Origin of the sequence: Collimonas sp. NPDC087041, from assembly GCF_044745265.1 — a bacterium.
Lineage (GTDB): Bacteria > Pseudomonadota > Gammaproteobacteria > Burkholderiales > Burkholderiaceae_D > Collimonas.
Genome location: NZ_JBIUZX010000002.1, coordinates 40605 through 64840, shown reverse-complemented (window position 1 = coordinate 64840; position 24236 = coordinate 40605). Strand labels below are relative to the sequence as shown.

The window sequence follows — 24236 nt, the reverse complement described above, 5'->3', positions numbered from 1 at the left end:
CGCCTGACATATTTTGTGAGAAAGCATTGAAGATTCTTAGTAGTACGGCGAGTGAACTTGCAGCAAATGAATTTGCCGATCCGTCCTTTTCCGCGACGGTGATCGCATGGCAGAAGAAGCACGGCCGCCATGCGCTGCCGTGGCAGCAGACGCGCGATGCCTATCGCGTCTGGCTGTCGGAAATCATGCTGCAGCAGACTCAGGTTAGCGCCGTCATTCCCTATTACCAGCGGTTTTTATCGAGCTTCCCTGATGTGCAATCGCTGGCGGCGGCGCCGAGCGAAGAGGTGATGGCGCACTGGAGCGGTCTCGGTTATTACACCCGTGCCCGCAACCTGCATCGCTGCGCACAGCGGGTTGTGGCGGAACATGGCGGCGTGTTTCCACGCGATCCGGCCCTGCTGCAAGACCTGCCCGGCATCGGCCGTTCCACCGCAGCGGCCATCGCAGCATTTTCATATGGCGTGCGGGCAGCAATCCTCGACGGTAACGTCAAGCGCGTGTTTGCGCGGGTGTTCGGGATCGATGGCTTCCCCGGTTCCAAGCCGATCGAAGACGCGATGTGGCGGCGCGCGGTAGCGTTGCTGCCGGAGCAGGGAGTGGAATCGTATACGCAGGGATTGATGGATCTTGGCGCGACGCTGTGTGTGCGCGGCAAGCCATCCTGCAACACTTGCCCGCTGGCGCAGCGCTGCGTCGCGCTCGCTACCGACCGGGTCGGCCAACTGCCGGAGCGCAAACCGAAGAAGGCAATTCCTGAAAGACAGACCAGCATGCTGGTGATTGTCGATCAACGCCATGTCTTGCTGGAACAGCGTCCCGACAGCGGTATCTGGGGCGGCTTGCTGTCGCTGCCGGAAATTGCAAGCGGCGACAATGTTGACGCAGCAGTCGCACGGGCGACGGCAAGCATCGGCGAAGTCTCTTCATGCGAAGCGCTACAGCCGTTCACCCACGTTTTCACGCATTTCAAATTACAGATATCGCCTTTCCAGATTGCGCTGGCGCGGCGCGCCGACGGCGTTGCCGAAGCCGGCCAGGTCTGGTATCCGGCCGAGCGCTTGGCCGACGCGCCGTTGCCGGCGCCGGTCAAGAAATTGTTGCTGGAAGTATTTCGCGAAGCCGATCTGTTCGCCTGAAATGCGTTCTAGATGATGTTGTGCTGCAGGAGATACTTGTGCACGATGCCCAGCCGCTCGCTGCTGTCGGTCAGTTCCAGCAGCGCTTGACGCGCTTTCATCGGGATCGGCAGGATTTCGCACCAGCGGTTGGCAACCCAGCCGGCGTTGTCGAATTGCAGCGGTAGCGCAAACGGGCTGGCGTAGTTGGGACCGTGCGTGGTGCGGCCTTTGTTGTTGATGTCGTCGATCACCAACTTCAGGGTGCTGGCGCATTGCAGGTGCGCCTGATCCGGCTTGCCGGGCTGGTCTGCCTCTATCAGTTCTATCTGCGCTTCCAGCCGCTGGTCCGGCAACACCCGCTGCTGCAGGATGCGGAAGCGCTGGCTGCCTACCGTGCGCAGCATCATCACGCCCAGGTCCTGCATGTCCCATTCGGTGATCTGTGTCAGGCAGCCGACGTTTTCCGGTTCAGCGGCGACACCCACTTCCTGTCCCGATTTGATCAGCACCACGCCGAACTGCTGTTGCTTCTTCATGCACTCGCGCAGCATGTCGAGGTAGCGCGTTTCGAATACCTTGAGTGGCAGCACGCCGCCGGGGAACAGGACCGTATTAAGCGGGAACAGCGGAATCCAGGAATGATTGTCGGGCATGGCAAAGAAATCGTATCGACGACGCGGCGTAATTGAGGGCGGGGGAGTTATCGCTGGTGCTAGCCGAGTTCGCGATGACGGCGGACCACGCGTTCGGAAACCTGGAAATATTCCGCCAGCTGTTCCACCATGTAGACCGAGCGATGCTGGCCGCCGGTGCAGCCGATTGCCACCGTCAAGTAGCTGCGGTTATCGTCCTTGAACGACGGCAGCCATTTCTCGACAAAGTTGCGGATATCGTCGAGCAGGTCGGTGACCTTGGGCAAATCCGCCAGGAAAGCGATCACTTCCGGATCGCGTCCGGTCAGCGGGCGCAGTTTGGCATCGTAATGCGGGTTTGGCAGCATGCGCACATCGAACACCAGGTCGGCATCCAGTGGCACGCCGCGCTTGAAGGCAAACGATTCGAACAGCAGCGTCAGCGGCGCCGGTTCGGTATCGACCAGTTCCTTGATCCAGCCGCGCAAGCGGTTGGCGCTGACGTCGGAAGTATCGATCGCATGGCCGAGGCCCTCGATCTCGACCAGCATCTCGCGTTCATTCAGGATGCATTCAGTCAGAGTCAGGCGGTCACCCGGATTCTGGCCGGGCAGCAGGCGATGCGACAGCGGATGGCTGCGCCGGGTTTCGGAAAAGCGGGCGATCAGGGATTCGGTCTGGGCAGTCAGGAAGAACACTTTGACATCATGTCCTTCGGCTTTCAGTTGCTGGATATCTGACGGCAGCCCTGCCAGCGAGTCGGCGCTGCGAGCATCGGTGGCGACCGCCAACATCTGCGCGCCCTCATGCTGACGCGCCGCGACCAGTTCCCGCAACAGTGTCGGCGGCAGGTTGTCGACGCAAAAATAACCCGCGTCTTCAAGAACGCGGAGAGCGACCGATTTGCCGGAGCCGGAGATCCCGGTGATAAGAATTATGCGCATCGCTCAATGATACCGTAACTACGATGATCGGTAGCGTGGGGTGCAGGAGTAGATGTAGGGTGGGCAGGTTTTTTGCCCACGCGTGACCGTGAACAGGTGAGTGGTGCAAGTATCCGATAACAGCTAGCGGAACAATGGTGGGCACTCGTGCCCACCCTACGGTTTAGAGATCACTGTCGCTATCCATAGCCAACCGCTGCCGCGCAATGAAATCCTTGAGCGTATCGATGCCGCGCAATTGCAGGATGGTGTTGCGTACCGCGGCTTCCAGCAGCACCGCGATGTTGCGGCCGGCGGCGACCGGGATGATGACTTTGCGGATCGGCAGCCCCAGCACTTCCTGGGTGTGGGCGTCGAGCGGCAGGCGTTCGTAATTTTCTTCCAGCGTCGCGCGCCGCACCAGGTGCACGATCAGCTTCAGGCGCATCTTGCGGCGTACTGCGGTTTCACCGAAGATGGTCTTGATATCGAGCAGGCCCAGGCCGCGCACTTCCAGCAGGTTTTGCAGCAGATGCGGGCAGCGCCCCTCTATCATGTTCGGCGCAATCCGCGCGAATTCGACGGCATCGTCGGCCACCAATCCGTGGCTGCGCGAAATCAGTTCCAGCCCCAGTTCGCTTTTACCCAGTCCGGATTCGCCGGTAATCAGTACGCCGACACCCAGCACGTCCATGAATACGCCGTGCATGGTGATCCGTTGCGCCAGCTTTTTCGACAGGTAGACGCGCAGGTAGTCGATCACCTGCGCCGCCGGCAACGGCGTCGAAAACAGCGGGATGTTTTTTTCGTCGCAGACTTCCAGGATATTCGGCGGTGTCGCCAGGCCCTGCGCAATGATGAACGCGGGCGGTGCACCGGCCACCAGTTCGGCGGTCTGGTAAGTGCGCGAAGTGGCGGACAGGCGCTTGTAGTACTCGGTTTCCTGGTGGCCGAATACCTGGATCCGGCCAGGGTGGATCAGGTTCAAGTGGCCGACCTGGTCGGCGGCCGAAGCGGCGTCACCCGAAATCAGACGCTCGCCGCCGGGAAACCCGGCAAACCAGCCTAGTTGCAGCGATTCGCGGTTTTCGTCGTACAGCTGCTGAATCGATAGGGGCGTGGATGAGGGCATGGTGTGCGTCTGACGTGGTTAGGTGTGACGAGGCAAGGTCGCCGGGTAGCGATTGGTGATCGCAGACACGATCCGGTGTCCTACATTAAATTATGTCGCATTTTCCGTGCCCATGGGCTGCCAGGCGACGATGTGGGAATGCACTGACGCCGGATCGGGATCGGTTGCGAGAATGGCGCGGAAGGTGTCGCTGGAAAACATTTCGGCGATTTCCGACAGGATTTCCAGATGTTGCTGGGTGACGTTGTCCGGGATCAGCAGGAATACCAGCAGATTGACCGGCTGGCCATCCGGCGATTCGAATGGAATCGGTTCAGCCAGGCGCACAAAGGCAGCCAGCGGCGCTTTCAATCCTTTGACACGGCCATGCGGCACGGCGACGCCATGGCCGAGACCGGTCGAACCCAGGCGCTCGCGCGCAAACAGGTTGTCGGAGACGGTGGAACGGGCGATTCCGCAGTTATTTTCGAAGAGTAGGCCAGCTTGTTCGAATGCGCGTTTTTTACTGGAGACTTCCAGATCCAGCGCCACATTTTGTGCGGGCAGGATTTTTGCAAGATTAGTCATAATACAAATTGGTATGCGGCACGATACGGGTAGTTGTGTCTAACGGATTGCTCCAAAGCGAATCAGGCAGTAATGCATCTCCAATCGCATCCCCAACCATCTTGTTTTTGGAACAACCTCCAGGTTATTGTAAGCCACCACTAAAAACTGCCACGGCGTTTCGAAAAAACACCAATTTCAAGGCTGCGCTGCCAGTTGTCACGAACATGATCGCAGTCACTGCTACAACGTCTCCCTTGATTTTGGCCCAAGTCAGCATCGCTGAGGCTACGGTGTTGATTACACCTATCCCCGAATTATAGACTTGATTCAGGCCAACAACACCAACTTGCAAGCATGGCCATGTGCACCGGCAGGCCGGTAATTATTTGACTTCGACGCGGAAAAACATCAGCAGCACATCGCCGTTGCCCTTGTTGGAGGACAGGCGCGGCACATAAGAAGCCATGAATTTGGCGCCTTTGACGCCAATCGACGCTACCGGCAGCGCGATCGGGAAGGGGATGCCGCCGAAGTAATCCTGGCGGCTCATCAGCATTGCGGTATAGCCGGCACTGACTTCGACCGGTGTCTTGGGAACGTTCCAGACCCATTCATAGGCATAGCCAGCCATGATTTGCGGCTTGAAATGGGAGTCGCGGATGGCGAACAGGTACAGCGATTCATCGTTGCCGCTCTCGTTACGGATGGTGCGGCCGCCGCCGAGGCCCCAGGCCTTTTCGTTCAATTCCCGGATGCGTTCCTCTGTATAAGTGTGGCGGCCGTGATAGGCGTAACCAGACAGATAGACTTCCTGATCGCCGTTTTCAACGATGTTGTCGAGACGGTCCTTGGTTTGCGAGAAGGTTTTGCTGAACCAGCCGGTGGTGTCCGGGGTTTCCTGAGCCTGGGCGGGAGCGCTCAGTGCGACCGCTGCCGTCAGGCCGGAAAAAAACAAGGCCCGCTTGGCGGAGTTGAAACGAGAAAAATTGGTCATGAGAAAGAAAATCCTTTACGTCGAGGCCGTACGACAAGCGTAGATCCGCGACGCATCAGTGTAGAGCAGTATAAAAATTGATATTTTGCCACCTTTGTGGCACTAAATTTTTTTAGATTTGTTTCAAGTTGTTAATTCATTGCCTGGCTTGGCGATTGTTCGATGGCGGCTGTGCTGTCGAGAAGTTGCTGCGCCACGGGTTGATATCGAGACCGCCGCGCCGGGTGTAGCGCGCATACACAGACAGTTTTTGCGGCGAACAGTTGCGCATGATGTCCATAAAAATGCGTTCAACGCATTGTTCGTGGAATTCGTTGTGGTCGCGGAAGCTGATCAGGTACTTGAGCAGGCTCTCCTGGTCGATGGCGGCGCCGACATAATGGATCTGCACGCTGCCCCAGTCCGGCTGCCCGGTGACCAGGCAATTCGATTTCAACAGGTGTGATACCAAAGTTTCCTCAATGACAACTTGATTCGGATCTGCCTTCAATAAAGATGGATTCGGTTGATACTGGTCGACTTCGATGTCGAGCCGGTCCAGCAGCAAGCCTTGCGGTTCTTGCAATTTCAGGCCGGAAAACGCCTCCGCGGCGGTCAGCGTTACATGCACCGGAGCGCCGAAACCGGCCGACAAATCCTGGCGCAACAGCTGCAGCAACGCATCGGCATCGGCCAGCTTGGTCTGGTTGAAGGAGTTCAGGTACAGCTTGAACGATTTCGACTCAACGATATTCGGCGAATCGGCCGGCACCGTGAATGTGGCGATGGCGACCTGCGGTTTGCCGCGCAGATTCAGCCATGAGACCTCGTAAGCATTCCAGATATCGACCCCGAAAAACGGCAGCGTGCCGCTAATGCCGATTTCTTCGCGCTTGCCGAGGCGGGCGATCGGAAACAGCAGCGACGGCTGGTATTGGGTCTGATAAGTGGACGGTTTGCCGAGCGGCGAAGCCTCGGGCGTAGTAGGTGTGGACATGGCTATTGATTCTGCTTAAAACCGACATTTTGCCAGATAAGCATCGCCAGCCTGATATTTGCCGCCTGATGCGGGTCATATCGAAGCGCTGTCGGGGTACTGAAAAACGGGAAGGGATGGCGCCGCGGCGCCATTCCCAAGACGGTCAGCCGAGGAACAGCTTGTAGACCGGATTGTCGCTTTCGTCCCAATAACGATAGCCGAGGCTGTTCAAAAAGCTGCGGAACGCCTTCATTTCCTTTTTCGGCACTTGCAGGCCGACCAGGATGCGGCCGACATCGCCGCCTTGGCTGCGATAATGGAACAGGCTGATATTCCAGTTCGGCGCCATCGAATTGAGGAAGCGCATCAAGGCGCCCGGGCGCTCCGGGAACTCGAAGCGATACAGCAGTTCGTCTTGCGCCAGCGGACTCTTGCCGCCGACCAGATGCCGTACGTGGACCTTGGCCAGTTCGTCGTGGGTCAGGTCGAGCGTGCTGAAACCGTGCTTTTCGAAATTCTTGGCGATCTGGGTCGCTTCGTCGCGGCTCGATGTCTGCACGCCGACGAACACGTGGGCGGTTTTCTCGTCGCTGATGCGGTAGTTGAATTCGGTGACATTGCGAGGCCCGACCAGTTCGCAGAAACGGCGGAAGCTGCCGCGTTGTTCCGGGATGGTGACGGCGAACACGGCTTCACGCAACTGGCCGATATCGGCCATCTCGGCGACGAAGCGCAGGCGGTCGAAATTCATGTTGGCGCCGGAGGCGATGGTGACCAGGGTCTGGTTCTTGATCGCCTTGCGCGTGCCCTTGACGCGTTCCACATAGGCCTTGGCGCCAGCCACGGCAAGTGCGCCGGATGGCTCCAGGATGCTGCGCGTGTCCTGGAACACATCCTTGATGGCGGTGCAAACTGCATCGGTGTCGACCAGGATCACTTCATCGACATACAGGCGCGCCAGGCGGAAGGTTTCCTCGCCGACCAGCTTGACTGCAGTGCCGTCGGCGAACAGGCCGACATCCGCCAGCGTCACGCGGCGGCCGGCTGCCAGGCTGCGCGCCATGGCGTCGGAATCGGTGGTTTGCACGCCGATGATCTTGATCTCCGGACGCACTGCCTTGACATAGGCGGCGATGCCGGCGATCAGTCCGCCGCCGCCGATCGGTACGAAAATGGCGTGGATCGGTCCGGCGTGCTGGCGCAGGATTTCCATGCCGATGGTGCCCTGGCCGGCGATCACATGCGGATCGTCGAACGGATGCACGAAGGTCAGTTTCAGTTTCTTTTCCAGCGTCAGCGCATGGTTATAGGCATCGGTATAGGAATCGCCGAACAACACCACTTCGCCGCCGCGGCCGCGCACCGCATCGACCTTCACCTGTGGCGTGGTGGTCGGCATAACGATCACCGCACGGCAGCCGAGCTTGGCCGCCGACAGCGCCAGGCCTTGCGCATGATTACCGGCCGATGCGCAAATCACGCCGCGCTTGAGCTGGGCTGGCGTCAGGCTGGCCATCTTGTTGTAGGCGCCACGCAATTTGAAGCTGAACACGCTTTGCACATCTTCACGCTTGAAATAAATCTGGTTCTCAATGCGCTGCGACAGCGTCGGCGCCAGTTCAAGCGGGGATTCGACCGCGACATCGTAGACGCGGGCGGTGAGGATTTTTTGCAAATAGTCTGTGGTCATGTTGGTGTCAAATTAGCGTGTCGAACGCCGCGCCAGCGAAGCCGGCGAAGCGTCCGGCAACAGGATCAGGCCGGAACAAGCAGCCGGTCATTATAATGGACAGCTTTTTAACCGCCACCTGCTTTTCTCGGCCACGGCCAATAATGCTTATCGGCATTGACCACCCATACCGAATCTGCCGTCCTGCTAAGTTGCCCCTATGATCGAATCCGCTGTTTTATGGTTGCTCAAGACGCTTGCCGTGCCCGCGGTCGGCCTGACTTCGGTCTTTTTCATCAGTTTTGTCGCCGCCACGCTGTTGCCGATGGGTTCCGAGCCGGCCGTTTTTGCCGTCATCAAGGCCAACGGCGCACTGTTTTGGCCGGTGATATTCGTGGCGACAGCGGGCAATACGCTGGGGGGCGTGGTCGATTACTGGATGGGTTATGGCGCCAAGCAGGCGTTTGCGCGCGAGCGTGACAGCCGCTGGTTCGGCTGGTTGCGGCGCTACGGTGCGAAAACCATGTTGCTGGCCTGGCTGCCGGGCATCGGCGATCCGATCTGCACCCTGGCCGGCTGGCTCAAGCTGCCGTTCTGGTCATCCGTCATGTATATGGCGATCGGTAAATTCCTGCGCTACATCTTCGTGGTCTGGCTACTGCTGAACGTTCCGGACGGGTTTTGGCGGCAGGTTGCCGGCTGGCTGGCGTGAAATCGGAAGATTCGAAATACAGCAGAAATTACCGGGCCGACTGGATTTCTGCAGTGCAATATAATATTATTGCGGTGCGGCAATATTAAATTGTGGTTTGTACGTTTCCTTGAAATCTGAAGTGTTTCCAACTTTGAGGGATAGAACGCTATGAACAAGTTGAATATCAATGAGATTTGCGAGCGCATCGCGGTGCAGGCGCCGTATTTTGCATTTACTGAACTATCCGGGCTGCCTGATCGCCTGGTCCAAGGCACCTTTTCTTCGGAGCAGCCGCTCGGTTTTGAAAACGGCCCGGTGGCTTCGGCGGAAATTGGCCGCCACCTGGCAATTCTTGGCTCCTGCGCTGCCGTTGCCTGGCAGCCGGCGCCACAAATTTACTATTTGGCAACCAAGGCGCGCTACAGCAAACTGCACGATGTCGCGCCACGCGAACCAGGTGCCGTGTTCCAGGCCAGTGCGGAAGTCTTGCAGCAAGACCGACGTTCATTGACCGCACAAGCCATCGTCTCGGCAGAAAAGCCGTTTGCCCATCTTTACTGCGAATACCAGGCTTTGTCGGAATCGGTATTCCTGCGCCTGTTCAAGGATTACCACGTGCCGTCTGCGTTATCGTCGGCGCCTTTGTCCGAGGACTCGCCGTACCGCGAATCGATACAGCTGGATTTCGATGCGCCCGTCGGCCATTCCCTCGTCGCGCACAGTCAGCCTTTGGCGCCCGCGCGCTGTGCCGGCCATTTCCTCGACTATCCGGCCTGGCCGGTGGCGATCATGGTGCATACGGTGGCGCAGACTACCAGCCGCTTGCTGCACCATATCGTCGATCGCGAGGCCAGCTACACGGTAGTTAAGTGCGATTTGTCAGCCTATCAACTGGTGCCGGCGTCTGAGCCGCTGTCGTTTCATACCCGATGCATTTCAGCGTCAGCCTATCTTTCGCACTACGTGTTTGAAACCGACGTGATGCGCAATGGCGAGATTGTTTCCAGCGTTGCCACTGAATTGCATATCTGAATTGTCAGACTGCTTGCAGCATGGCCGGCGTGATCAGCAGCAGGATCGCGTACGGCAGCATGCGCAGCGGCCAGGACTGGTTGCGCAGCAGGTGGGACAGGCCGAAATACGGATTTCTGGTGGATAACGAAACTGGCGTCATGATGATCTCCCGGATAACGTGGATGTCGATCGATTGAGGGATCAGCCTTTGCACTGACCGTAGTCGGCCAGCGTAACGGCGAGGTTTTCCATGATTTCTGTGATGATTTGGCTGAACATGTCGGCTCCTTGGTTGATGAAAGGCATGGGATGATTGTAGTTATAATCTATTGATTAATAAAAATTGATTGTTTTTATTAATTTAATTGGGTTTGACTATCACCCGTCTCATGTCTTGCACTGCACAAATTTGGCATCTCGCCATCGTGAAATGGCTTGATAAGCTAAAATGCTGATTCAGCGGCAATAGCCACGCAGCAGCCTAGCAGTCATCACTCCAATAGACCAATGAACGCCCCCGTAAAAATCCAGGCATTATTGTCAGACGCGCCGCACGGCGCCACCCCTACGCGTTTGCGCGAAATTCCCTACAACTACACTTCGTTTTCCGATCGGGAAATCGTGATCCGCCTGCTCGGTGAAGAGTCGTGGCGCCTGTTGGACGAGCTGCGCGGCAAGCGCCAGACCGGCCGTTCCGCCCGCATGCTGTACGAGGTGCTGGGCGATATCTGGGTGGTGCGCCGCAATCCGTATCTGCAAGACGACATGCTGGACAATCCGAAGCGTCGCCAGGCGTTGATTGATGCGTTGCATCATCGCCTCAGCGAAGTCGACAAGCGTCGCATCGTTACCGATCAGGCCGACGGCGGCGATGTCGTCAGCGATGAAGAAGCCAAAAAGCGCAGCGAGAATGTCGAAAAATTGCTGGCTGCGGCACGCAAGGCGATCGCCTCCTTCGCCGATGAATTCCGCAAGACCTACGACCTGCGCAAGCGCGCCAACAAGATCCTCGGCCGCTACACCGCCAAGGACAACATCAAGTTCGACGGCCTGTCGCGCGTCTCGCATGTGACCGACGCCACCGACTGGCGCGTCGAGTATCCGTTCGTGGTGCTGACCCCGGACGGCGAAGACGAGATGGCCGGCCTGGTCAAGGGCTGTATCGAACTCGGCCTGACCATCATTCCGCGCGGCGGCGGCACCGGTTATACCGGCGGCGCGATTCCGCTGACGCCGTTGTCGGCCGTGATCAACACCGAGAAGCTGGAGCAGTTGGGCGCGGTCGAGATGGCTGTGCTGCCAGGCCTGGATAAAGAATATGCAACCATCTACTCCGGCGCCGGCGTAGTCACCAAGCGCGTTTCCGATGCCGCTGAAAAAGCCGGCTTCGTGTTCGCGGTCGATCCGACTTCGGCTGAAGCGTCCTGCGTCGGCGGCAATATCGCCATGAACGCCGGCGGCAAGAAAGCCGTACTGTGGGGCACCGCGCTGGATAACCTGGCCAGCTGGCGCATGGTTGATCCGAACGGCGACTGGCTCGACGTTACCCGTCTGGATCACAACCTCGGCAAGATTCATGACACACCGCTGGCGCGCTTCCAGCTGGAATGGCGTCACCCGGCTGAAAAGGGACGGCCAAGCGAAAAGCCGTTCAAGACCGAAATCCTGGAAATCGCCGGCCGCGTATTCCGCAAGGAGGGCCTGGGCAAGGACGTCACCGACAAATTCCTGGCGGGTTTGCCGGGGATTCAGAAAGAAGGTTGCGACGGCCTGATTACTTCCGGACGCTGGATTCTGCACAAGATGCCGAAGCACACGCGCACCGTCTGCCTGGAATTCTTCGGCCAGGCGCGCGATGCGATTCCATCGATCGTCGAGATCAAGGATTTCCTCGACGCTGAAACCAAAAAGGGCGGCGCCATCCTGGCCGGCCTGGAGCATCTGGACGAGCGCTATCTGCGCGCGGTTGGCTACACCACCAAATCCAAGCGCGGCGTGCTGCCGAAGATGGCCTTGTTCGGCGACATCGTCGGCGACGACGAAAACGCAGTAGCGCAAGCAGCCTCGGAAGTGGTGCGCATGGCTAACAATCGCGTCGGCGAAGGTTTCGTCGCAGTCAGCCCGGAAGCACGCAAGAAATTCTGGCTGGACCGCGCCCGCACCGCCGCCATCGCCAAGCATACCAACGCCTTCAAGATCAACGAAGACGTGGTGATCCCGCTCAACCGTATGGGCGAATACACCGACGGCATCGAGCGCATCAATATCGAACTGTCGGCCAAGAACAAGCTGCAACTGCTGGATGAATTGCGCGCGTTTCTACTCAAGGGTAATCTGCCGCTGGGCAAGGGCGACGACGCCGACGGCGACGATATTCCCGCTACTGAAATCCTGGAAGACCGCGTGCACCAGGCCGAGCAATTGCTCGACAACGTGCAGGCGCGCTGGACTTATCTGCTGGCGCATCTGGACATGCCGCTGCGCGACGCCAAGCCGCAGTTGTCCGCATTGGGCCTGGAAAAACTCGACTTGGTTTTCGACCAGCGCCTGTTGCAGCAACCCGATGCAACCGTGTTCGATGTGGTGCAGGACCGCACCATCCGCGTCTCCTGGAAACAGGAAGTACGGGCGCTGCTGCGCCAGATTTTCAACGGTGCTTCGTTCAAGCTGATCCTCGACGAATGTAGCGCGATCCACAAGCGCGTGTTGCGTGGCCGCGTGTTCGTCGCCTTGCACATGCACGCCGGCGACGGCAACGTCCACACCAACTTGCCGGTCAATTCCGATCACTATGAAATGCTACAAGATGCGCACGCCGCCGTGGCGCGCATCATGACCCTGGCGCGTTCGCTGGACGGCGTGATTTCGGGCGAGCATGGGATCGGCATCACCAAACTGGAATTCCTGACCGAAGATGAAATCAAGGATTTCCGCAGCTACAAGCTGCGTGTCGATCCGGAAGGCCGTTTCAACAAGGGCAAGTTGCTGAACCTGCCGGGCTTCGAAGCCGACTTGAGCAATGCTTATACGCCGTCGTTCGGCCTGATGGGACACGAATCGCTGATCATGCAGCAGAGCGATATCGGCGCCATCGCCAACAGCGTCAAGGACTGCCTGCGTTGCGGCAAATGCAAACCGGTGTGCGCTACCCACGTGCCGCGCGCCAACCTGTTGTACTCGCCGCGCAACAAGATTCTGGCTACCTCGCTGCTGGTCGAAGCCTTCCTGTATGAAGAGCAGACCCGGCGCGGTATCTCGATCAAGCATTGGGAAGAATTTGAAGATGTGGCCGACCATTGCACGGTCTGCCACAAATGCGTGACGCCATGCCCGGTCGATATCGATTTCGGCGACGTCTCGATGAACATGCGCAATCTGCTACGCAAGATGAACAAGAAATCGTTCAATCCCGGCACTACCGCAGCCATGTTCTTCCTGAATGCGACCGATCCGGCCACCATCAACATGACCCGCAAGGTCATGACCGATTGGGGTTTCAAGGCGCAACGCCTGGGCAACGACATACTGAAGAAATTCGCCAAGAAGCAAACCAAGAAACCGCCGGCGACAGTCGGCAAGGCGCCGATCAAAGAGCAGGTGATCCACTTCATCAACAAGAAGATGCCGGGCAACCTGCCGAAGAAAACTGCGCGCGCATTGCTGGATATCGAAGACGACAAGATCGTGCCGATCATCCGCAATCCGAAGAACACCACTGCCGATACCGAAGCAGTGTTTTACTTCCCGGGCTGCGGTTCGGAGCGCTTGTTCTCGCAGGTCGGTTTGGCGACGCAGGCGATGCTGTGGGAAGTCGGCGTGCAAACGGTGCTGCCGCCGGGTTACCTGTGCTGCGGCTATCCGCAACGCGGTTCCGGCAATTTCGACAAGGCCGAGAAGATCATCACCGACAACCGCGTGCTGTTCCATCGCATGGCGAATACCCTGAACTATCTCGATATCAAGACCGTCATCGTTTCCTGCGGCACTTGCTACGATCAGTTGCAGGGCTACCAGTTCGACAAGATATTCCCGGGTTGCCGCATCATGGACATCCACGAATACCTGTTGGAAAAGAACTTGAAACTGGAAGGCGTCAGCGGCACCCGTTACATGTACCACGATCCTTGCCACAGCCCGATGAAACTGCAGGATCCGATGAAGACGGTGAATGCACTGATCACCACCGACAACGGCGCCAAGATCGAGAAGAACGAGCGTTGCTGCGGCGAGTCCGGGACTTTCGGCGTGAGCCGTCCGGATGTGTCGACCCAGGTGCGTTTCCGCAAGGAAGAAGAGATGAACAAGGGCGCGGACAAACTGCGCGCCGATGGCTTTGTCGGCGACGTCAAGATCCTCACTTCCTGCCCGTCCTGCCTGCAGGGTTTGTCACGCTACAACGACGACTCCGGCACCACTGCCGATTACATCGTGGTCGAGATGGCGCGTCATATCCTCGGTGAGAACTGGTTGCCGGATTATGTGACGCGCGCCAACAGCGGCGGCATCGAACGGATCCTGGTGTAACCATGGCTGACCATTCCATCGATTGCGAACTGTGTAGCGGCGACGGTGGAGAAGTTCTCCATCGCGCCGAAAAATTCCGTGTGGTGCTGGTTGACGACGCCTCGTATCCGGGTTTTTGCCGTGTTATCTGGAACGATCACATCAAGGAAATGACCGATCTGCCGGTGGCCGATCGCAGTACCTTGATGGCCGCCGTGTGCAAGGTCGAATCGGTCGTGCGCGCCGTCATGCAGCCGGAAAAAATCAATCTGGCCAGCCTCGGCAACATGACGCCGCACTTGCACTGGCATGTGATTCCACGTTATGCGGACGACGCGCATTTCCCCAGCCCGGTATGGGCTGAGGCGCAACGGCAGCCGTCGCCATCCACACTTGAGCAACGGCAGGCCTTGCTGGGCGCATTGCGCTCCGCCATTTCCGAGCAGTTTTAATCATCTAATCAGGCAATCTCAATGACCGGTTCCAAACAATCCGCGCCGGCACCCGTCCCGGTGTCGCTCGTAGTGCATAAACAATCGTGCAAGCTGGAAGTCGCTTTCGATGACGGCGCGGTGTTTCTGCTGCCGTTTGAACTGATGCGCGTGTATTCGCCGTCGGCAGAGGTAAGCGGCCATGGCCCCGGACAGGAAGTGCTGCAAACCGGCAAGCGCAAGGTTGAGATGAGCGGGCTAGAGCCGGTCGGCAATTACGCGGTCAAGCCGATTTTTTCCGATGGCCACGTCAGTGGCATTTATACCTGGGCCTATCTGTACAAGCTGGGCCGCGACGAGGCCGCGATGTGGGAAGATTACCTGCAACGCCTGGACGCTGCCGGCCACGGCCGTGAAGCTGGCCGCGATTTGTCGATGACCGCCAAGACTGCTGGCGGGCACGGTTGCGCCTGAGACGGCGTATCCATTTTCGTTAATCGGTACTTTCTCAAGTATTTCCGCGTGGGCAGAAAAACCTGCCCACCCTACATTCCCAAAATGAGCTTAATTCTCGCGCTCGCAGGGAAGATGCGTAGGGTGGGCACTGGTGCCCACGCTGAACCACAGCATCCAGACCGCGGGTCACTCTAGGAGTTGACTGCGTTGCGCGTCTTGATCCCCATCTCCCGCAACGCATCGCCGATCGCATGCACCGCCTGCCGCATTTCGTCCGGACCGATGGCGCCGATGCAGCCGACGCGGAAGGTCTCGGCCTGGGTCAGCTTGCCTGGGTAGAGAATAAAACCCTTATCGCGGACCAGGTTGTAAAAAGCCTTGAACTCGTAGCTGCTGCTGTTCGGCGCGTGCATGGTGACAATGATCGGCGCCTGGATCTTGGCCGGCAGGAATTGAATCAATCCCAGATCGCGCATGCCGGCCATCAAGGTGTCATAGTTCGCCGTGTAACGCGCCAGCCGCGCCGGTTGGCCGCCTTCCGCGAAAAATTGATTCAGCGCCTGATGGAAGGCAACCACGATATGCGTCGGCGGCGTGAAGCGCCATTGCGTGGTTTTTTCCATGTAGGCCCACTGGTCGTGCAGGTCCAGCGAGAGTGAGCGCGAGTTGCCGGCGGATTTTTCCAGTACGGACTTGCGCACGATGACAAAGCCCATCCCCGGTGGGCCTTCGATACATTTGCCGCTAGCGGCGATCAGCGCGTCGAATGCAATCTTGTCGGCATTGATTTCCAGTGCGCCGAATGAACTCATGGCGTCGATGATCAGGCTCTTCTTGTGCTGCGCCACCACTTCGGCGATTTCCTGCAACGGATTGAGGATGCCGGTGCTGGTTTCGCAATGGATCACGCCGACGTGGGTGATGCTGCGGTCGTTGCTCAAGATGCGCTCGACATCGGCGGCGGTGGTCGGTACGTCCTCGGCGGTTTCGAACACCGATACCTGGCGTCCCATCATTTCAACAATCTTCGCCATGCGCTTGCCGTAGGCGCCGTTGATCAGCACCAGCATGTGGCCGTTGCGCGGCAGCAGCGTGTTGATCGCGGCTTCGATCGAGAATGTGCCGCTGCCTTGCATCGGTACGCACACGTGGCTTTCGTGGGCATTTGCGATGTCCAGCAATTGCTTGCGCACCTTGGCGGTGATGGCGTTGAAAGCGGCGTCCCAGGAACCCCAATCCTGCAGCATGGCGCTTTTGGTGGCGAGGGAAGTGGTCAGTGGACCGGGTGTCAGAAGAATCGGATCGCGGCTATGCAGGCTCATGATATTTCCTTTGGTCTGTGCGGGTGTAAGTTGAGTGATGAAATTGATCTGTGGTTTGTTCAGGTTTGGCGCCAGCTTTGTGCTTTTTTCAGCAGTACGCGGGTGGTCACGGCATATAACAGGCAGACGATGGTCGAGGTCAGGACGATCAGCGTTCCCATCGCCGCCGCCGGGCCGATCTTGCCCTCGGCTTCCAGGTTCAGCAGCGCCACCGAAGCCAGCGTGGTGTCCGGCGAATACAGGAACACCACGGCGGAGATGGTGGTCATCGCGTTGATGAACAGATAGCGGCCGATATCCAGGATCGCCGGCAGGCACACCGGCACAGTGACCCGGAAGAAGGTCTTGTAGAAGGGCACCTTGAGTGATGCAGATACCGCTTCGAACTCATTGTCGATGGCCTTCAACGCAGTGACCGCGGTCAGGAAACTGGAGGTGAAGTAATGCACCACGGTCGACAGCACCAGAATCGCCATGGTGCGATACAGGAAGTTCAGCGGGTTATCCGGGTGATTGAAGAACATGATGTAGCCCAACCCGAGCACCAGCCCCGGCACACCCATCGGCAGCATCGCCAGCAATCGGATGATCGGACGTGCCGCAGTCATGCCGCGGGTTTTTTCAACCAGGTAAGCACTGCCAAAAATCAGCACGATACCGCTGCAGACCACGTAGGCTGCCAGTTTCAGGCTATTGAAATACGACTCCAGGATGCCATCCTGGATCAGTCCAAAATAATAATGATCCAGGACGAGTGTCAGGTTATAGGGCCAGAGCTTGATGAATGAGGTGTACACCGCCATGCCCAGCACCGCCAGCAATAACAGAGCCACCACGCTGCAATAACAGAACATCAGGCTGTCGAAAATGCGATGCCGCTTCGGCACAAACGGCACCGCGCGCGCCGATAGTTGTGACTGAAGTTTGCGCCGGATCGTGAAGTCGATGGCAAATGCCATCAGCGCCGGCAACAGCAGCAGCAAGCTCACCACTGCGCCTTTGTTGAAATTCTGCTGGCCGATCACCTGTTGGTAAACATCCATGGCCAGCACGTTGTAATCACCGCCGATGACTTTCGGTACACCGAAATCGTTGACCGTGAACGTGAACACCACCAGTGCCGCGCTGATCAGGCCATACTTGGCGCCGGGCAGGGTGATGGTCCAGAATTTCCGCAGGCGGCTGGTGCCGAGCGATTCCGCCACTTCGTACAAGCGGCCGTCGGCCAGTGTCAACGCAGTAATCAGGATCATCAAGGCATGCGGGAATACGGCATAGCATTCACTGATGATGATGCCGATCGGACCGTAGATGGAGGCGCCGCCCAGCAGGCCTTTGAGCGCTCCCTGGGTGCCGAACCACTGCACGAATGAAATTGCCGCGAGCAATGACGGCGCCAGGATCGGGATCAGCGACAATGTCCTGAACACGCGCTTGAGCGGCATCATGCTGCGCGTTAGCGCATAGGCGAAGGTGAAGGCGGCGGGTATCACCAGTACGGTGACAGAGATCGCGATGGTCAGGGTGTTGAACACGGATTGCCGCAACGCCGGCGTCGACATGTACTCGGTGAACTGGCGCAGTCCGACGAACGTGCCGTCGCGGTCTTGTACACTGTGTATCAGGATCATCATCACCGGCATCAGCAGGAATATCGCTAACCCGGCGCATACGACCAGCAGCAGGCCGTGTGCAATGCGATCGTGCCAATGGCTCTGCTGGTGGCCGCTGCCTGTAGAAACCGTCGCGGACGACGACGGCATCATGGGTAGGGCGCTGGCTGGCCTGCTCATGCCGCCACCGTCTGGCATTGTTCCTGATCCCGGTAGACGCGGATGCGCTCCGGCAGCAATCCGTAGCGTAGCTTGCTGCCGACGACAAGTCCCAGTTCCTTCAACAGATTGAGCGACATTGACGCCACCACCGGCTGCTGTTCCATGCCTTCCAAAACCACGGTCAGATAACTGAATGCGCCCAGGAATTCTATTTTTTTGACTTCCGCCATGGTGTGGTTGTGAGTTCGCTGTTCAACCGCGCGGGCGACAAAATCCTCCGGCCGCAGGTAGACCTTGACCGGTTGCCCGGCCGGGATATGGTCGACCTTGGTTTCGCAACGGAACTCCATCAGGCCGACCCGGAAGCGGCCGTCGCCAAGAGAAACGCCGCGCAGGATATTCACCTTGCCGACGAATGACGCAACGAACGGCGAGCCAGGTTGCAGGTAGATATCCTGCGGGCTGCCACATTGTTCGATGACGCCGTGGTTCATGACGATGATGCGATCGGCCATGGTCAGCGCTTCTTCCTGATCGTGGGTGACCATGATGGTGGTCACACCCAGGCGTTGCTGCAGCTGGCGGATTTCGCTGCGCAATCGCACCCGCTCCAGCGCGTCCAGCGCCGACAGCGGTTCATCCAGCAGCAGCAAGCCAGGCGAGGTTGCCAGCGCGCGAACCAGTGCGATCCGTTGCTGCTGGCCACCCGATAGCTGTCCCGGGAATTTCTTGCCGCTGTCGGGCAAGCCGGCCAGCGCCAGCAGTTCCTGCACCCGTGCCGCTGTGGCGCTGCGGCTCTGGCCGCGGTTGACCAGGCCGTAGGCGACATTGTCGGCGATGGTCAGGTTGGGAAACAGCGCGTACGACTGGAACACGATGCCGTAGTCGCGCCTGATCGGCGGCAGCCAGGAGATATCCTTGCCGGCTTGCGTAATGCGGCCCTGGTTCTGGCTTTCAAGGCCGGCAATGATGCGCAGCAGGGTCGTCTTGCCGCAGCCGGACGGGCCCAGGAAACAGACGAACTCGCCTTCTCCGACGCTCAGGTTGATGTCGCGCAGCGCATGGAAATTGCCGAACGATTTCGAGATGTTTTCAAGCGTCAGATAGGGCTTGAAGTAGGGCGCATTCGGCGGCGTATCCGACGGTGCAAGACAAGGATTCTGCTGTGACATGATTGCGATTCTCCTGGCTGATCTATGGCTACGGCTTACTTCTTTTCCGCCTTGGCGTTGTAGCGTGTGCTCCACTCGGCCAGGATCCGTTCGCGATTCTTGGCCGACCAGTTGAAATCGTTTTGCGTGATCAGCAGTTTTTCGTAATTGTCAGGAATCCCTTCGACTTTCTTGGCGATGCCGGGATAGGCGACGATTGCCCACCAGTTGGAACTGATCTGGTTGGCATCCTTGCTGGCCATCCAGTCAACCAGTTTCTTTGCCGCTTCCAGGTTCTTCGTGCCTTTCATGATGCCGCTGGCTTCGATATCCCAGCCCAGGCCTTCTTTCGGGAAAATCAATTCAATCGGCGCGCCGCTGCGTTTGACCTGGTGGCCACGGAATTCGAATGAAATGCCAATCGGGAATTCGCCGGTGCCGGCCATGGTGCAAGGCTTGGAGCCGGAGTGCGTGTATTGAGCGATGTTCTGATGCAAGGCATCCATGTATTTCCAGCCGTTGGTTTCGCCGAACATCTGCAGCCAGGCGGTCACGTCCAGATAGCCGGTGCCGCTCGATGCCGGGTGCGGCATGACGATCTGGCCTTTATAGATCGGTTTGGCGAGATCTTGCCAGCTGGTCGGCGTCGGCAAGTTCAGTTTCTTGGCTTCTGTCGTGTTGAAACAGATCGTAGCGCCCCAGACGTCCATGCCAACCCAGTTCGGCGGCCTTGCGCTATCGACATAAGCCGGGTTCAATTCCTTCATCCCTTTCGGCTCATACGGCAGCAACATGCCTTCCTGGCCCAATAGCGCCAGGCTGGTGGCGGCCAGGCCGACCACTACATCGGCTTGCGGGTTGTTCTTTTCGGCCAGCAATTTGGCGGTCACGACACCGGTCGAATCGCGCACCCAACGGATCTCGATGTTGGGATTGGCTTTTTCGAAACCGTCCTTGTACAGCTTCATTGCATCGGTTTCCAGCGCCGTGTAGACCAGTAACTGGGTCTTCGATTGTGCGTGGCTGCTGGATGTTGCCAGGGTAAAGCTCGTGCCAAGTACTGCTGCGACTACGCTTGCCATTGCCCCGGCGCGCAGGAATCGTGCAAATTGCTGTTTCATTGTCATCTCCTCAGATGTTGAACAACCAAGCGGCAGGTCTTCCCGTGCAAGCTGCCACGGGGAGTCAAGCCGTCCAACCGTCAGTCGGCAATACCGGATTGGCTGACGTGCAGCCGGCGGCATGTTGCCAAACCGAAACCCACATTTCAAACCTGTCGCTTCTTATGAGCAGCATTTGTGCGTGTTGTTGTGCTGTTGCTTTTTTATTGCATCATGTCTTATGTATTTTGTTGACAATCTACACGCTGTTAAATTAAAGTGCAATCACCAACTCGAAAAAAAGATTAGCCATGACTAATAACCGCAACATGAACAACATCGCCCTGGTCCAGAAAAACTCGCTGCCCTCATTGGTGCAGAAAGAGCTGGAGCGCATGATCCTGGCCGGCGACCTGCTGGCCGGCGATAAGCTCAATGAAGTCTCGCTGGCGGAAATGCTGGGCGTGTCGCGCGGCCCGGTACGTGAGGCGTTTCGTGCGCTGGAAGAAGCGGGGCTGGTGCAGCAGGAAAAAAACTGCGGCGTCTTTGTCCGGCAGATCTCGGTTGAGGAAGCGGATGAAATTTATGAGGTGCGGGCCGCATTGGACGAGCTGATCGGCCGCAAACTGGCCGCCACCATCAAACCGGCACAGGTGCAGCAACTGCGCAACCTGTTGGAACGGATGGATGAGATGGTCGCGCTGGGCGATGTCGATGGTTACTTGAAACTGAACCTGAGTTTCCATGACTTGCTGGTCGAGCTGACAGCCAACAAAAAGCTGCTGCACACCTATCGCCGCCTGGTCAACGAGCTCAGCCTGTTCCGCCGCTCGGCGTTGGCGCAAAAAGGCAGCATGCCGACCTCGACAGGCGAGCATCACAAGATTGTCGACGCCATCGCCGCCGGCGATGCGCAGGCAGCTGGCGACATCATGCGCGAACACGCGGTCGCCGGGCGCAATCGCATGCACAAGGCGCAGGCGCAGCGCGCGCTTTTGGAAGAACAGAACACGCAATAACTGTAGTCAGCCGTCCGCGTTAAAGAGAAATTCCAGCAAAATCACAGCGAAAGTTACCTCATGTCCAATACCAAAACCCTCAGCGTCAATGGCCGTAGCTATCAATGGACCAAGCAACCGGTGGTCGTGGTCTGCGTCGACGGCTGCGAACAGGAATACATCAACCAGGCGATCCAGGCCGGCGTTACGCCGTTCCTGAAGAAGATGGTGGAGCAGGGAACAGTACTCAGCGCAGACTGCGTGGTGCCGAGCTTCACCAATCCCAACAACCTGTCGATCGTGACTGGTGTGCCGCCGTCGGTGCACGGCATTTGCGGCAACTATTTCTACGATCTCGAAACCAAGCAAGAAGTCATGATGAACGACGCCAAGTATCTGCGCGCCGGCACCATCCTGGCTGCTTTCGCCGATGCCGGCGCCAAGGTTGCGGTGGTCACCGCCAAGGACAAATTGCGCGGCTTGCTGGGTCATAAAATGCGTGGCATCTGCTTCTCAGCCGAGAAAGCAGATCAAGCCACTGTCGAGCAGAACGGCATCGACAACCTGCTGGAATTGGTCGGCATGCCGCTGCCGTCAGTGTATAGCGCGGACCTGTCCGAGTTCGTGTTTGCCGCCGGCGTCAAATTGCTGGCCAGCCAGCGGCCGGACATCATGTACCTGTCCACCACCGACTATATCCAGCATAAATATGCGCCCGGCACACCAGGCGCGAATGCCTTCTACGCGATGATGGATCACTACCTGACCCAACTCGACACGCTCGGTGCGGTGATCGGCCTGACCGCCGACCACGGCATGAACGCCAAGACCGACAGCGCCGGCAAGCCCAATGTGATTTATCTGCAGGACGTGCTGGATGCCAAGATCGGCGTCGAGAAAACCCGCGTCATCTTGCCGATTACCGATCCGTACGTGGTGCACCACGGCGCCCTCGGCTCCTATGCGACCGTGTATCTGGGTGCGTCGCAAAACGCCGCCGATATCGCCGAACAGATTCGCACCATTCCTGGCATCGAATTGGTGTTGACGCGCGAGCAAGCCGCGCAACGCTTCGAGCTGCCGCCGGATCGCATTGGCGACCTGGTGGTGGTCAGCGAACGTTTGACCGTGATCGGTACTGCCGCCAGTCGGCACGACCTGACCGAACTGAAACTGCCGTTGCGCTCGCACGGCGGCATATCCGAACAACGTGTGCCGCTGATGTTCAACCGCAAGCTGGGCGCAATTCCGGCCGATCACCGGCTGCGCAATTTCGATGTGTTCTTCCTGGCTTTGAATAACGCGTAGCAGCTTTCTGATCCTGACACATACCGAACTGGAGACATGATGTCGATGCTGACTGAACTGGGCAAGCTGAAGCAGGGCGAGCCGTTACATCAAAACATGCGTATCGCCGGCAAGCTGATCGGCAATGAGCGTCGCATAGAAATCCGCCATCCGTTCAATAATGCGCTGATCGGCTCCGTGCCGAAAGCCACGGTCGACGATATCCGTCATGCGTTCCAGGTAGCGCGCGCATTCCGTTCGCCGCTGACGCGCTACGAACGCTCGCGCATCATGTTGCGCACCGCCGAACTGTTGCGCGCCAACGCCGATGCGATTTCCGACTTGATCACGGCCGAAGCCGGATTGTGCAAGAAAGACACGCTGTATGAAGTCGGCCGCGCCTGCGATGTGTTCGTGTTCGCCGCCAACCAGGCGCTGGTCGACGACGGCCAGGTGTTTTCTTGCGACCTGACGCCGCACGGCAAGCAGCGCAAGGTCTACACGCTGAAGGAGCCGCTGCTCGGCGCAATTTCTGCGATCACGCCATTTAATCACCCGCTCAACCAGGTTGCCCACAAGGTGGCGCCATCGATTGCGACGAATAACCGGATGGTGCTCAAGCCGACGGAAAAGACGCCGCTGTCGGCGTTGTTGCTGGCCGATATCCTGTACGAAGCCGGCTTGCCGCCGGAAATGTTCTCGGTGGTTACCGGCGATCCTGCCGAAATCGCCGATGAGATGCTGACCAATCCCGATGTCGACCTGGTGACTTTCACCGGCGGCGTGCCGATCGGTAAATACATCGCCGCCAAGGCCGTGTACAAGCGGCAGATCCTGGAGCTGGGCGGTAACGATCCGATCATCGTGATGGAAGATGCAGACCTGGAAGAAGCGGCGACATTGGCGGTATCCGGCTCATACAAGAATTCCGGCCAGCGCTGCACCGCGATCAAACGCATGATCGTGCATCAGGCAGTGGCGGACGAGTTCGTCGAACTGTTGCTCAGCAAGACCAAGGCGATCAAATACGGCGATCCGACCGACCCGCACAACGACATGGGCACGGTGATCGACGCCCGTTCCGCCAGCGCATTCGAAGCAAAGGTAAAAGATGCCCAGCAGCGCGGCGCCAAGCTCCTGTATGGCAATCTGCGCGACGGCGCGCTGTATTCGCCAACCGTGCTGGACCACGTGCCGGCCGATTGCCAGCTGGTGGCCGAAGAGACTTTCGGCCCGGTGTCGCCGGTGATCCGCTGTACCGATATCGCCGATGCGATCCGTATCTCGAACTCGACTCCCTACGGCTTGTCGTCATCGGTCTGCACCAACCGCCTCGATTACATCACGCGCTTTATCCGTGACCTGCAGGTCGGCAGTGTCAATGTGCGTGAAGTCCCGGGTTATCGTCTGGAACTGACGCCGTTCGGCGGCATCAAGGATTCCGGCCTGGGCTACAAGGAAGGTGTGCAGGAAGCGATGAAGAGCTTCTGCAACACCAAAACCTATTCACTGCCCTGGAATTGATCG

Annotated in this window: 21 protein-coding genes; 9 read left to right on the top strand and 12 right to left on the bottom strand. The window is 58.3% G+C overall.

Annotated elements, in window-relative coordinates:
* The first annotated feature begins 32 nt into the window (after positions 1–32).
* Positions 33–1139: an A/G-specific adenine glycosylase gene (gene mutY / locus ACIPF8_RS03335; protein WP_400418156.1), complete on the top strand. Its 1107-nt coding sequence runs from the start codon at positions 33–35 to the stop codon at positions 1137–1139.
* An 8-nt stretch (positions 1140–1147) separates the two neighbouring features.
* Here the strand turns inward: mutY and ACIPF8_RS03330 are convergent, their stop codons facing one another.
* From ACIPF8_RS03330 to ilvA, 7 genes are all read right to left on the bottom strand, one after another.
* Entirely contained in the window at positions 1148–1774 is a 627-nt protein-coding gene (locus ACIPF8_RS03330) for an LON peptidase substrate-binding domain-containing protein (protein ID WP_400417084.1), read from the bottom strand.
* A 59-nt stretch (positions 1775–1833) separates the two neighbouring features.
* Positions 1834–2697 (bottom strand): RNase adapter RapZ, encoded by an 864-nt coding sequence (gene rapZ, locus ACIPF8_RS03325; RefSeq protein ID WP_400417082.1) that lies wholly within the window; start codon positions 2695–2697, stop codon positions 1834–1836.
* Positions 2698–2860: 163 nt separating this feature from the next.
* Complete coding sequence (hprK, locus tag ACIPF8_RS03320) at positions 2861–3808, bottom strand: HPr(Ser) kinase/phosphatase (protein ID WP_061536943.1); 948 nt, start codon at positions 3806–3808, stop codon at positions 2861–2863.
* Positions 3809–3898: 90 nt separating this feature from the next.
* Entirely contained in the window at positions 3899–4375 is a 477-nt protein-coding gene (locus ACIPF8_RS03315; RefSeq protein ID WP_061532204.1) for a PTS sugar transporter subunit IIA, read from the bottom strand.
* A 364-nt stretch (positions 4376–4739) separates the two neighbouring features.
* Entirely contained in the window at positions 4740–5351 is a 612-nt protein-coding gene (locus ACIPF8_RS03310) for a hypothetical protein (RefSeq protein WP_400417080.1), read from the bottom strand.
* Between the two features lie 136 nt (positions 5352–5487).
* On the bottom strand, positions 5488–6327 hold the full coding sequence (gene queF / locus ACIPF8_RS03305; protein ID WP_400417078.1) for an NADPH-dependent 7-cyano-7-deazaguanine reductase QueF: 840 nt from the start codon (positions 6325–6327) through the stop codon (positions 5488–5490).
* Between the two features lie 145 nt (positions 6328–6472).
* Positions 6473–7999, bottom strand: a complete 1527-nt coding sequence (gene ilvA / locus ACIPF8_RS03300) for a threonine ammonia-lyase, biosynthetic (RefSeq protein WP_400417076.1) — start codon at positions 7997–7999, stop codon at positions 6473–6475.
* A gap of 199 nt (positions 8000–8198) precedes the next feature.
* Here ilvA and ACIPF8_RS03295 point away from each other — a divergent pair, with 199 nt between their 5' ends.
* Both ACIPF8_RS03295 and ACIPF8_RS03290 read left to right on the top strand, forming a co-directional pair.
* Complete coding sequence (locus ACIPF8_RS03295; RefSeq protein ID WP_400417074.1) at positions 8199–8690, top strand: YqaA family protein; 492 nt, start codon at positions 8199–8201, stop codon at positions 8688–8690.
* 150 nt (positions 8691–8840) lie between these two features.
* Positions 8841–9704: a hypothetical protein gene (locus tag ACIPF8_RS03290; RefSeq protein ID WP_400417072.1), complete on the top strand. Its 864-nt coding sequence runs from the start codon at positions 8841–8843 to the stop codon at positions 9702–9704.
* Between the two features lie 4 nt (positions 9705–9708).
* Here the strand turns inward: ACIPF8_RS03290 and ACIPF8_RS03285 are convergent, their stop codons facing one another.
* The gene (locus ACIPF8_RS03285; protein WP_400417071.1) at positions 9709–9846 is read right to left on the bottom strand and encodes a hypothetical protein; all 138 of its coding nucleotides are present in this window, start codon (positions 9844–9846) and stop codon (positions 9709–9711) included.
* A gap of 347 nt (positions 9847–10193) precedes the next feature.
* On the opposite strand from ACIPF8_RS03285, the gene ACIPF8_RS03280 reads away from it, so the two are divergent.
* The 3 genes from ACIPF8_RS03280 to ACIPF8_RS03270 are packed head-to-tail and all read left to right on the top strand — an operon-like array spanning position 10194 to position 15094.
* The gene (locus ACIPF8_RS03280; protein ID WP_400417069.1) at positions 10194–14210 is read left to right on the top strand and encodes a DUF3683 domain-containing protein; all 4017 of its coding nucleotides are present in this window, start codon (positions 10194–10196) and stop codon (positions 14208–14210) included.
* 2 nt (positions 14211–14212) lie between these two features.
* Positions 14213–14641, top strand: coding sequence for an HIT family protein (locus tag ACIPF8_RS03275; RefSeq protein WP_400417067.1), 429 nt, complete (start codon positions 14213–14215; stop codon positions 14639–14641).
* A gap of 21 nt (positions 14642–14662) precedes the next feature.
* On the top strand, positions 14663–15094 hold the full coding sequence (locus tag ACIPF8_RS03270; protein WP_400417065.1) for a gamma-butyrobetaine hydroxylase-like domain-containing protein: 432 nt from the start codon (positions 14663–14665) through the stop codon (positions 15092–15094).
* Positions 15095–15267: 173 nt separating this feature from the next.
* On the opposite strand, the gene ACIPF8_RS03265 is transcribed toward ACIPF8_RS03270, so the two are convergent.
* From ACIPF8_RS03265 to ACIPF8_RS03250, 4 genes are read right to left on the bottom strand one after another with little or no spacing between them, the layout of a single operon-like run.
* A complete protein-coding gene (locus ACIPF8_RS03265) occupies positions 15268–16398 on the bottom strand; it encodes a 2-aminoethylphosphonate--pyruvate transaminase (RefSeq protein ID WP_400417063.1) in 1131 nt (376 codons plus the stop codon).
* Positions 16399–16457: 59 nt separating this feature from the next.
* A complete protein-coding gene (locus ACIPF8_RS03260) occupies positions 16458–18209 on the bottom strand; it encodes a putative 2-aminoethylphosphonate ABC transporter permease subunit (RefSeq protein WP_400417061.1) in 1752 nt (583 codons plus the stop codon).
* The gene (locus ACIPF8_RS03255; protein ID WP_400417059.1) at positions 18188–19345 is read right to left on the bottom strand and encodes a putative 2-aminoethylphosphonate ABC transporter ATP-binding protein; all 1158 of its coding nucleotides are present in this window, start codon (positions 19343–19345) and stop codon (positions 18188–18190) included. The genes ACIPF8_RS03260 and ACIPF8_RS03255 overlap by 22 nt, the downstream gene beginning before the upstream one ends.
* Before the next feature lie 35 nt (positions 19346–19380).
* Complete coding sequence (locus ACIPF8_RS03250) at positions 19381–20406, bottom strand: putative 2-aminoethylphosphonate ABC transporter substrate-binding protein (protein WP_400418153.1); 1026 nt, start codon at positions 20404–20406, stop codon at positions 19381–19383.
* Positions 20407–20735: 329 nt separating this feature from the next.
* On the opposite strand from ACIPF8_RS03250, the gene ACIPF8_RS03245 reads away from it, so the two are divergent.
* The 3 genes from ACIPF8_RS03245 to phnY are packed head-to-tail and all read left to right on the top strand — an operon-like array spanning position 20736 to position 24233.
* Positions 20736–21443 (top strand): phosphonate utilization associated transcriptional regulator, encoded by a 708-nt coding sequence (locus ACIPF8_RS03245; protein ID WP_400417058.1) that lies wholly within the window; start codon positions 20736–20738, stop codon positions 21441–21443.
* Positions 21444–21503: 60 nt separating this feature from the next.
* Positions 21504–22730: a phosphonoacetate hydrolase gene (gene phnA, locus ACIPF8_RS03240; protein WP_400417057.1), complete on the top strand. Its 1227-nt coding sequence runs from the start codon at positions 21504–21506 to the stop codon at positions 22728–22730.
* Between the two features lie 45 nt (positions 22731–22775).
* Complete coding sequence (phnY, locus tag ACIPF8_RS03235; RefSeq protein WP_400418150.1) at positions 22776–24233, top strand: phosphonoacetaldehyde dehydrogenase; 1458 nt, start codon at positions 22776–22778, stop codon at positions 24231–24233.
* Positions 24234–24236 lie beyond the last annotated feature (3 nt).

Bases quoted from the DNA above. Each gene is read 5' to 3' on its own strand.
- ACIPF8_RS03330 (WP_400417084.1), bottom strand. From the start codon at position 1,774: ATGCCCGACAATCATTCCTGGATTCCGCTGTTCCCGCTTAATACGGTC.
- rapZ (WP_400417082.1), bottom strand. From the start codon at position 2,697: ATGCGCATAATTCTTATCACCGGGATCTCCGGCTCCGGCAAATCGGTC.
- hprK (WP_061536943.1), bottom strand. From the start codon at position 3,808: ATGCCCTCATCCACGCCCCTATCGATTCAGCAGCTGTACGACGAAAAC.
- ACIPF8_RS03315 (WP_061532204.1), bottom strand. From the start codon at position 4,375: ATGACTAATCTTGCAAAAATCCTGCCCGCACAAAATGTGGCGCTGGAT.
- ACIPF8_RS03310 (WP_400417080.1), bottom strand. From the start codon at position 5,351: ATGACCAATTTTTCTCGTTTCAACTCCGCCAAGCGGGCCTTGTTTTTT.
- queF (WP_400417078.1), bottom strand. From the start codon at position 6,327: ATGTCCACACCTACTACGCCCGAGGCTTCGCCGCTCGGCAAACCGTCC.
- ilvA (WP_400417076.1), bottom strand. From the start codon at position 7,999: ATGACCACAGACTATTTGCAAAAAATCCTCACCGCCCGCGTCTACGAT.
- ACIPF8_RS03295 (WP_400417074.1), top strand. From the start codon at position 8,199: ATGATCGAATCCGCTGTTTTATGGTTGCTCAAGACGCTTGCCGTGCCC.
- ACIPF8_RS03290 (WP_400417072.1), top strand. From the start codon at position 8,841: ATGAACAAGTTGAATATCAATGAGATTTGCGAGCGCATCGCGGTGCAG.
- ACIPF8_RS03285 (WP_400417071.1), bottom strand. From the start codon at position 9,846: ATGACGCCAGTTTCGTTATCCACCAGAAATCCGTATTTCGGCCTGTCC.
- ACIPF8_RS03280 (WP_400417069.1), top strand. From the start codon at position 10,194: ATGAACGCCCCCGTAAAAATCCAGGCATTATTGTCAGACGCGCCGCAC.
- ACIPF8_RS03275 (WP_400417067.1), top strand. From the start codon at position 14,213: ATGGCTGACCATTCCATCGATTGCGAACTGTGTAGCGGCGACGGTGGA.
- ACIPF8_RS03270 (WP_400417065.1), top strand. From the start codon at position 14,663: ATGACCGGTTCCAAACAATCCGCGCCGGCACCCGTCCCGGTGTCGCTC.
- ACIPF8_RS03265 (WP_400417063.1), bottom strand. From the start codon at position 16,398: ATGAGCCTGCATAGCCGCGATCCGATTCTTCTGACACCCGGTCCACTG.
- ACIPF8_RS03260 (WP_400417061.1), bottom strand. From the start codon at position 18,209: ATGCCAGACGGTGGCGGCATGAGCAGGCCAGCCAGCGCCCTACCCATG.
- ACIPF8_RS03255 (WP_400417059.1), bottom strand. From the start codon at position 19,345: ATGTCACAGCAGAATCCTTGTCTTGCACCGTCGGATACGCCGCCGAAT.
- ACIPF8_RS03250 (WP_400418153.1), bottom strand. From the start codon at position 20,406: ATGGCAAGCGTAGTCGCAGCAGTACTTGGCACGAGCTTTACCCTGGCA.
- ACIPF8_RS03245 (WP_400417058.1), top strand. From the start codon at position 20,736: ATGACTAATAACCGCAACATGAACAACATCGCCCTGGTCCAGAAAAAC.
- phnA (WP_400417057.1), top strand. From the start codon at position 21,504: ATGTCCAATACCAAAACCCTCAGCGTCAATGGCCGTAGCTATCAATGG.
- phnY (WP_400418150.1), top strand. From the start codon at position 22,776: ATGCTGACTGAACTGGGCAAGCTGAAGCAGGGCGAGCCGTTACATCAA.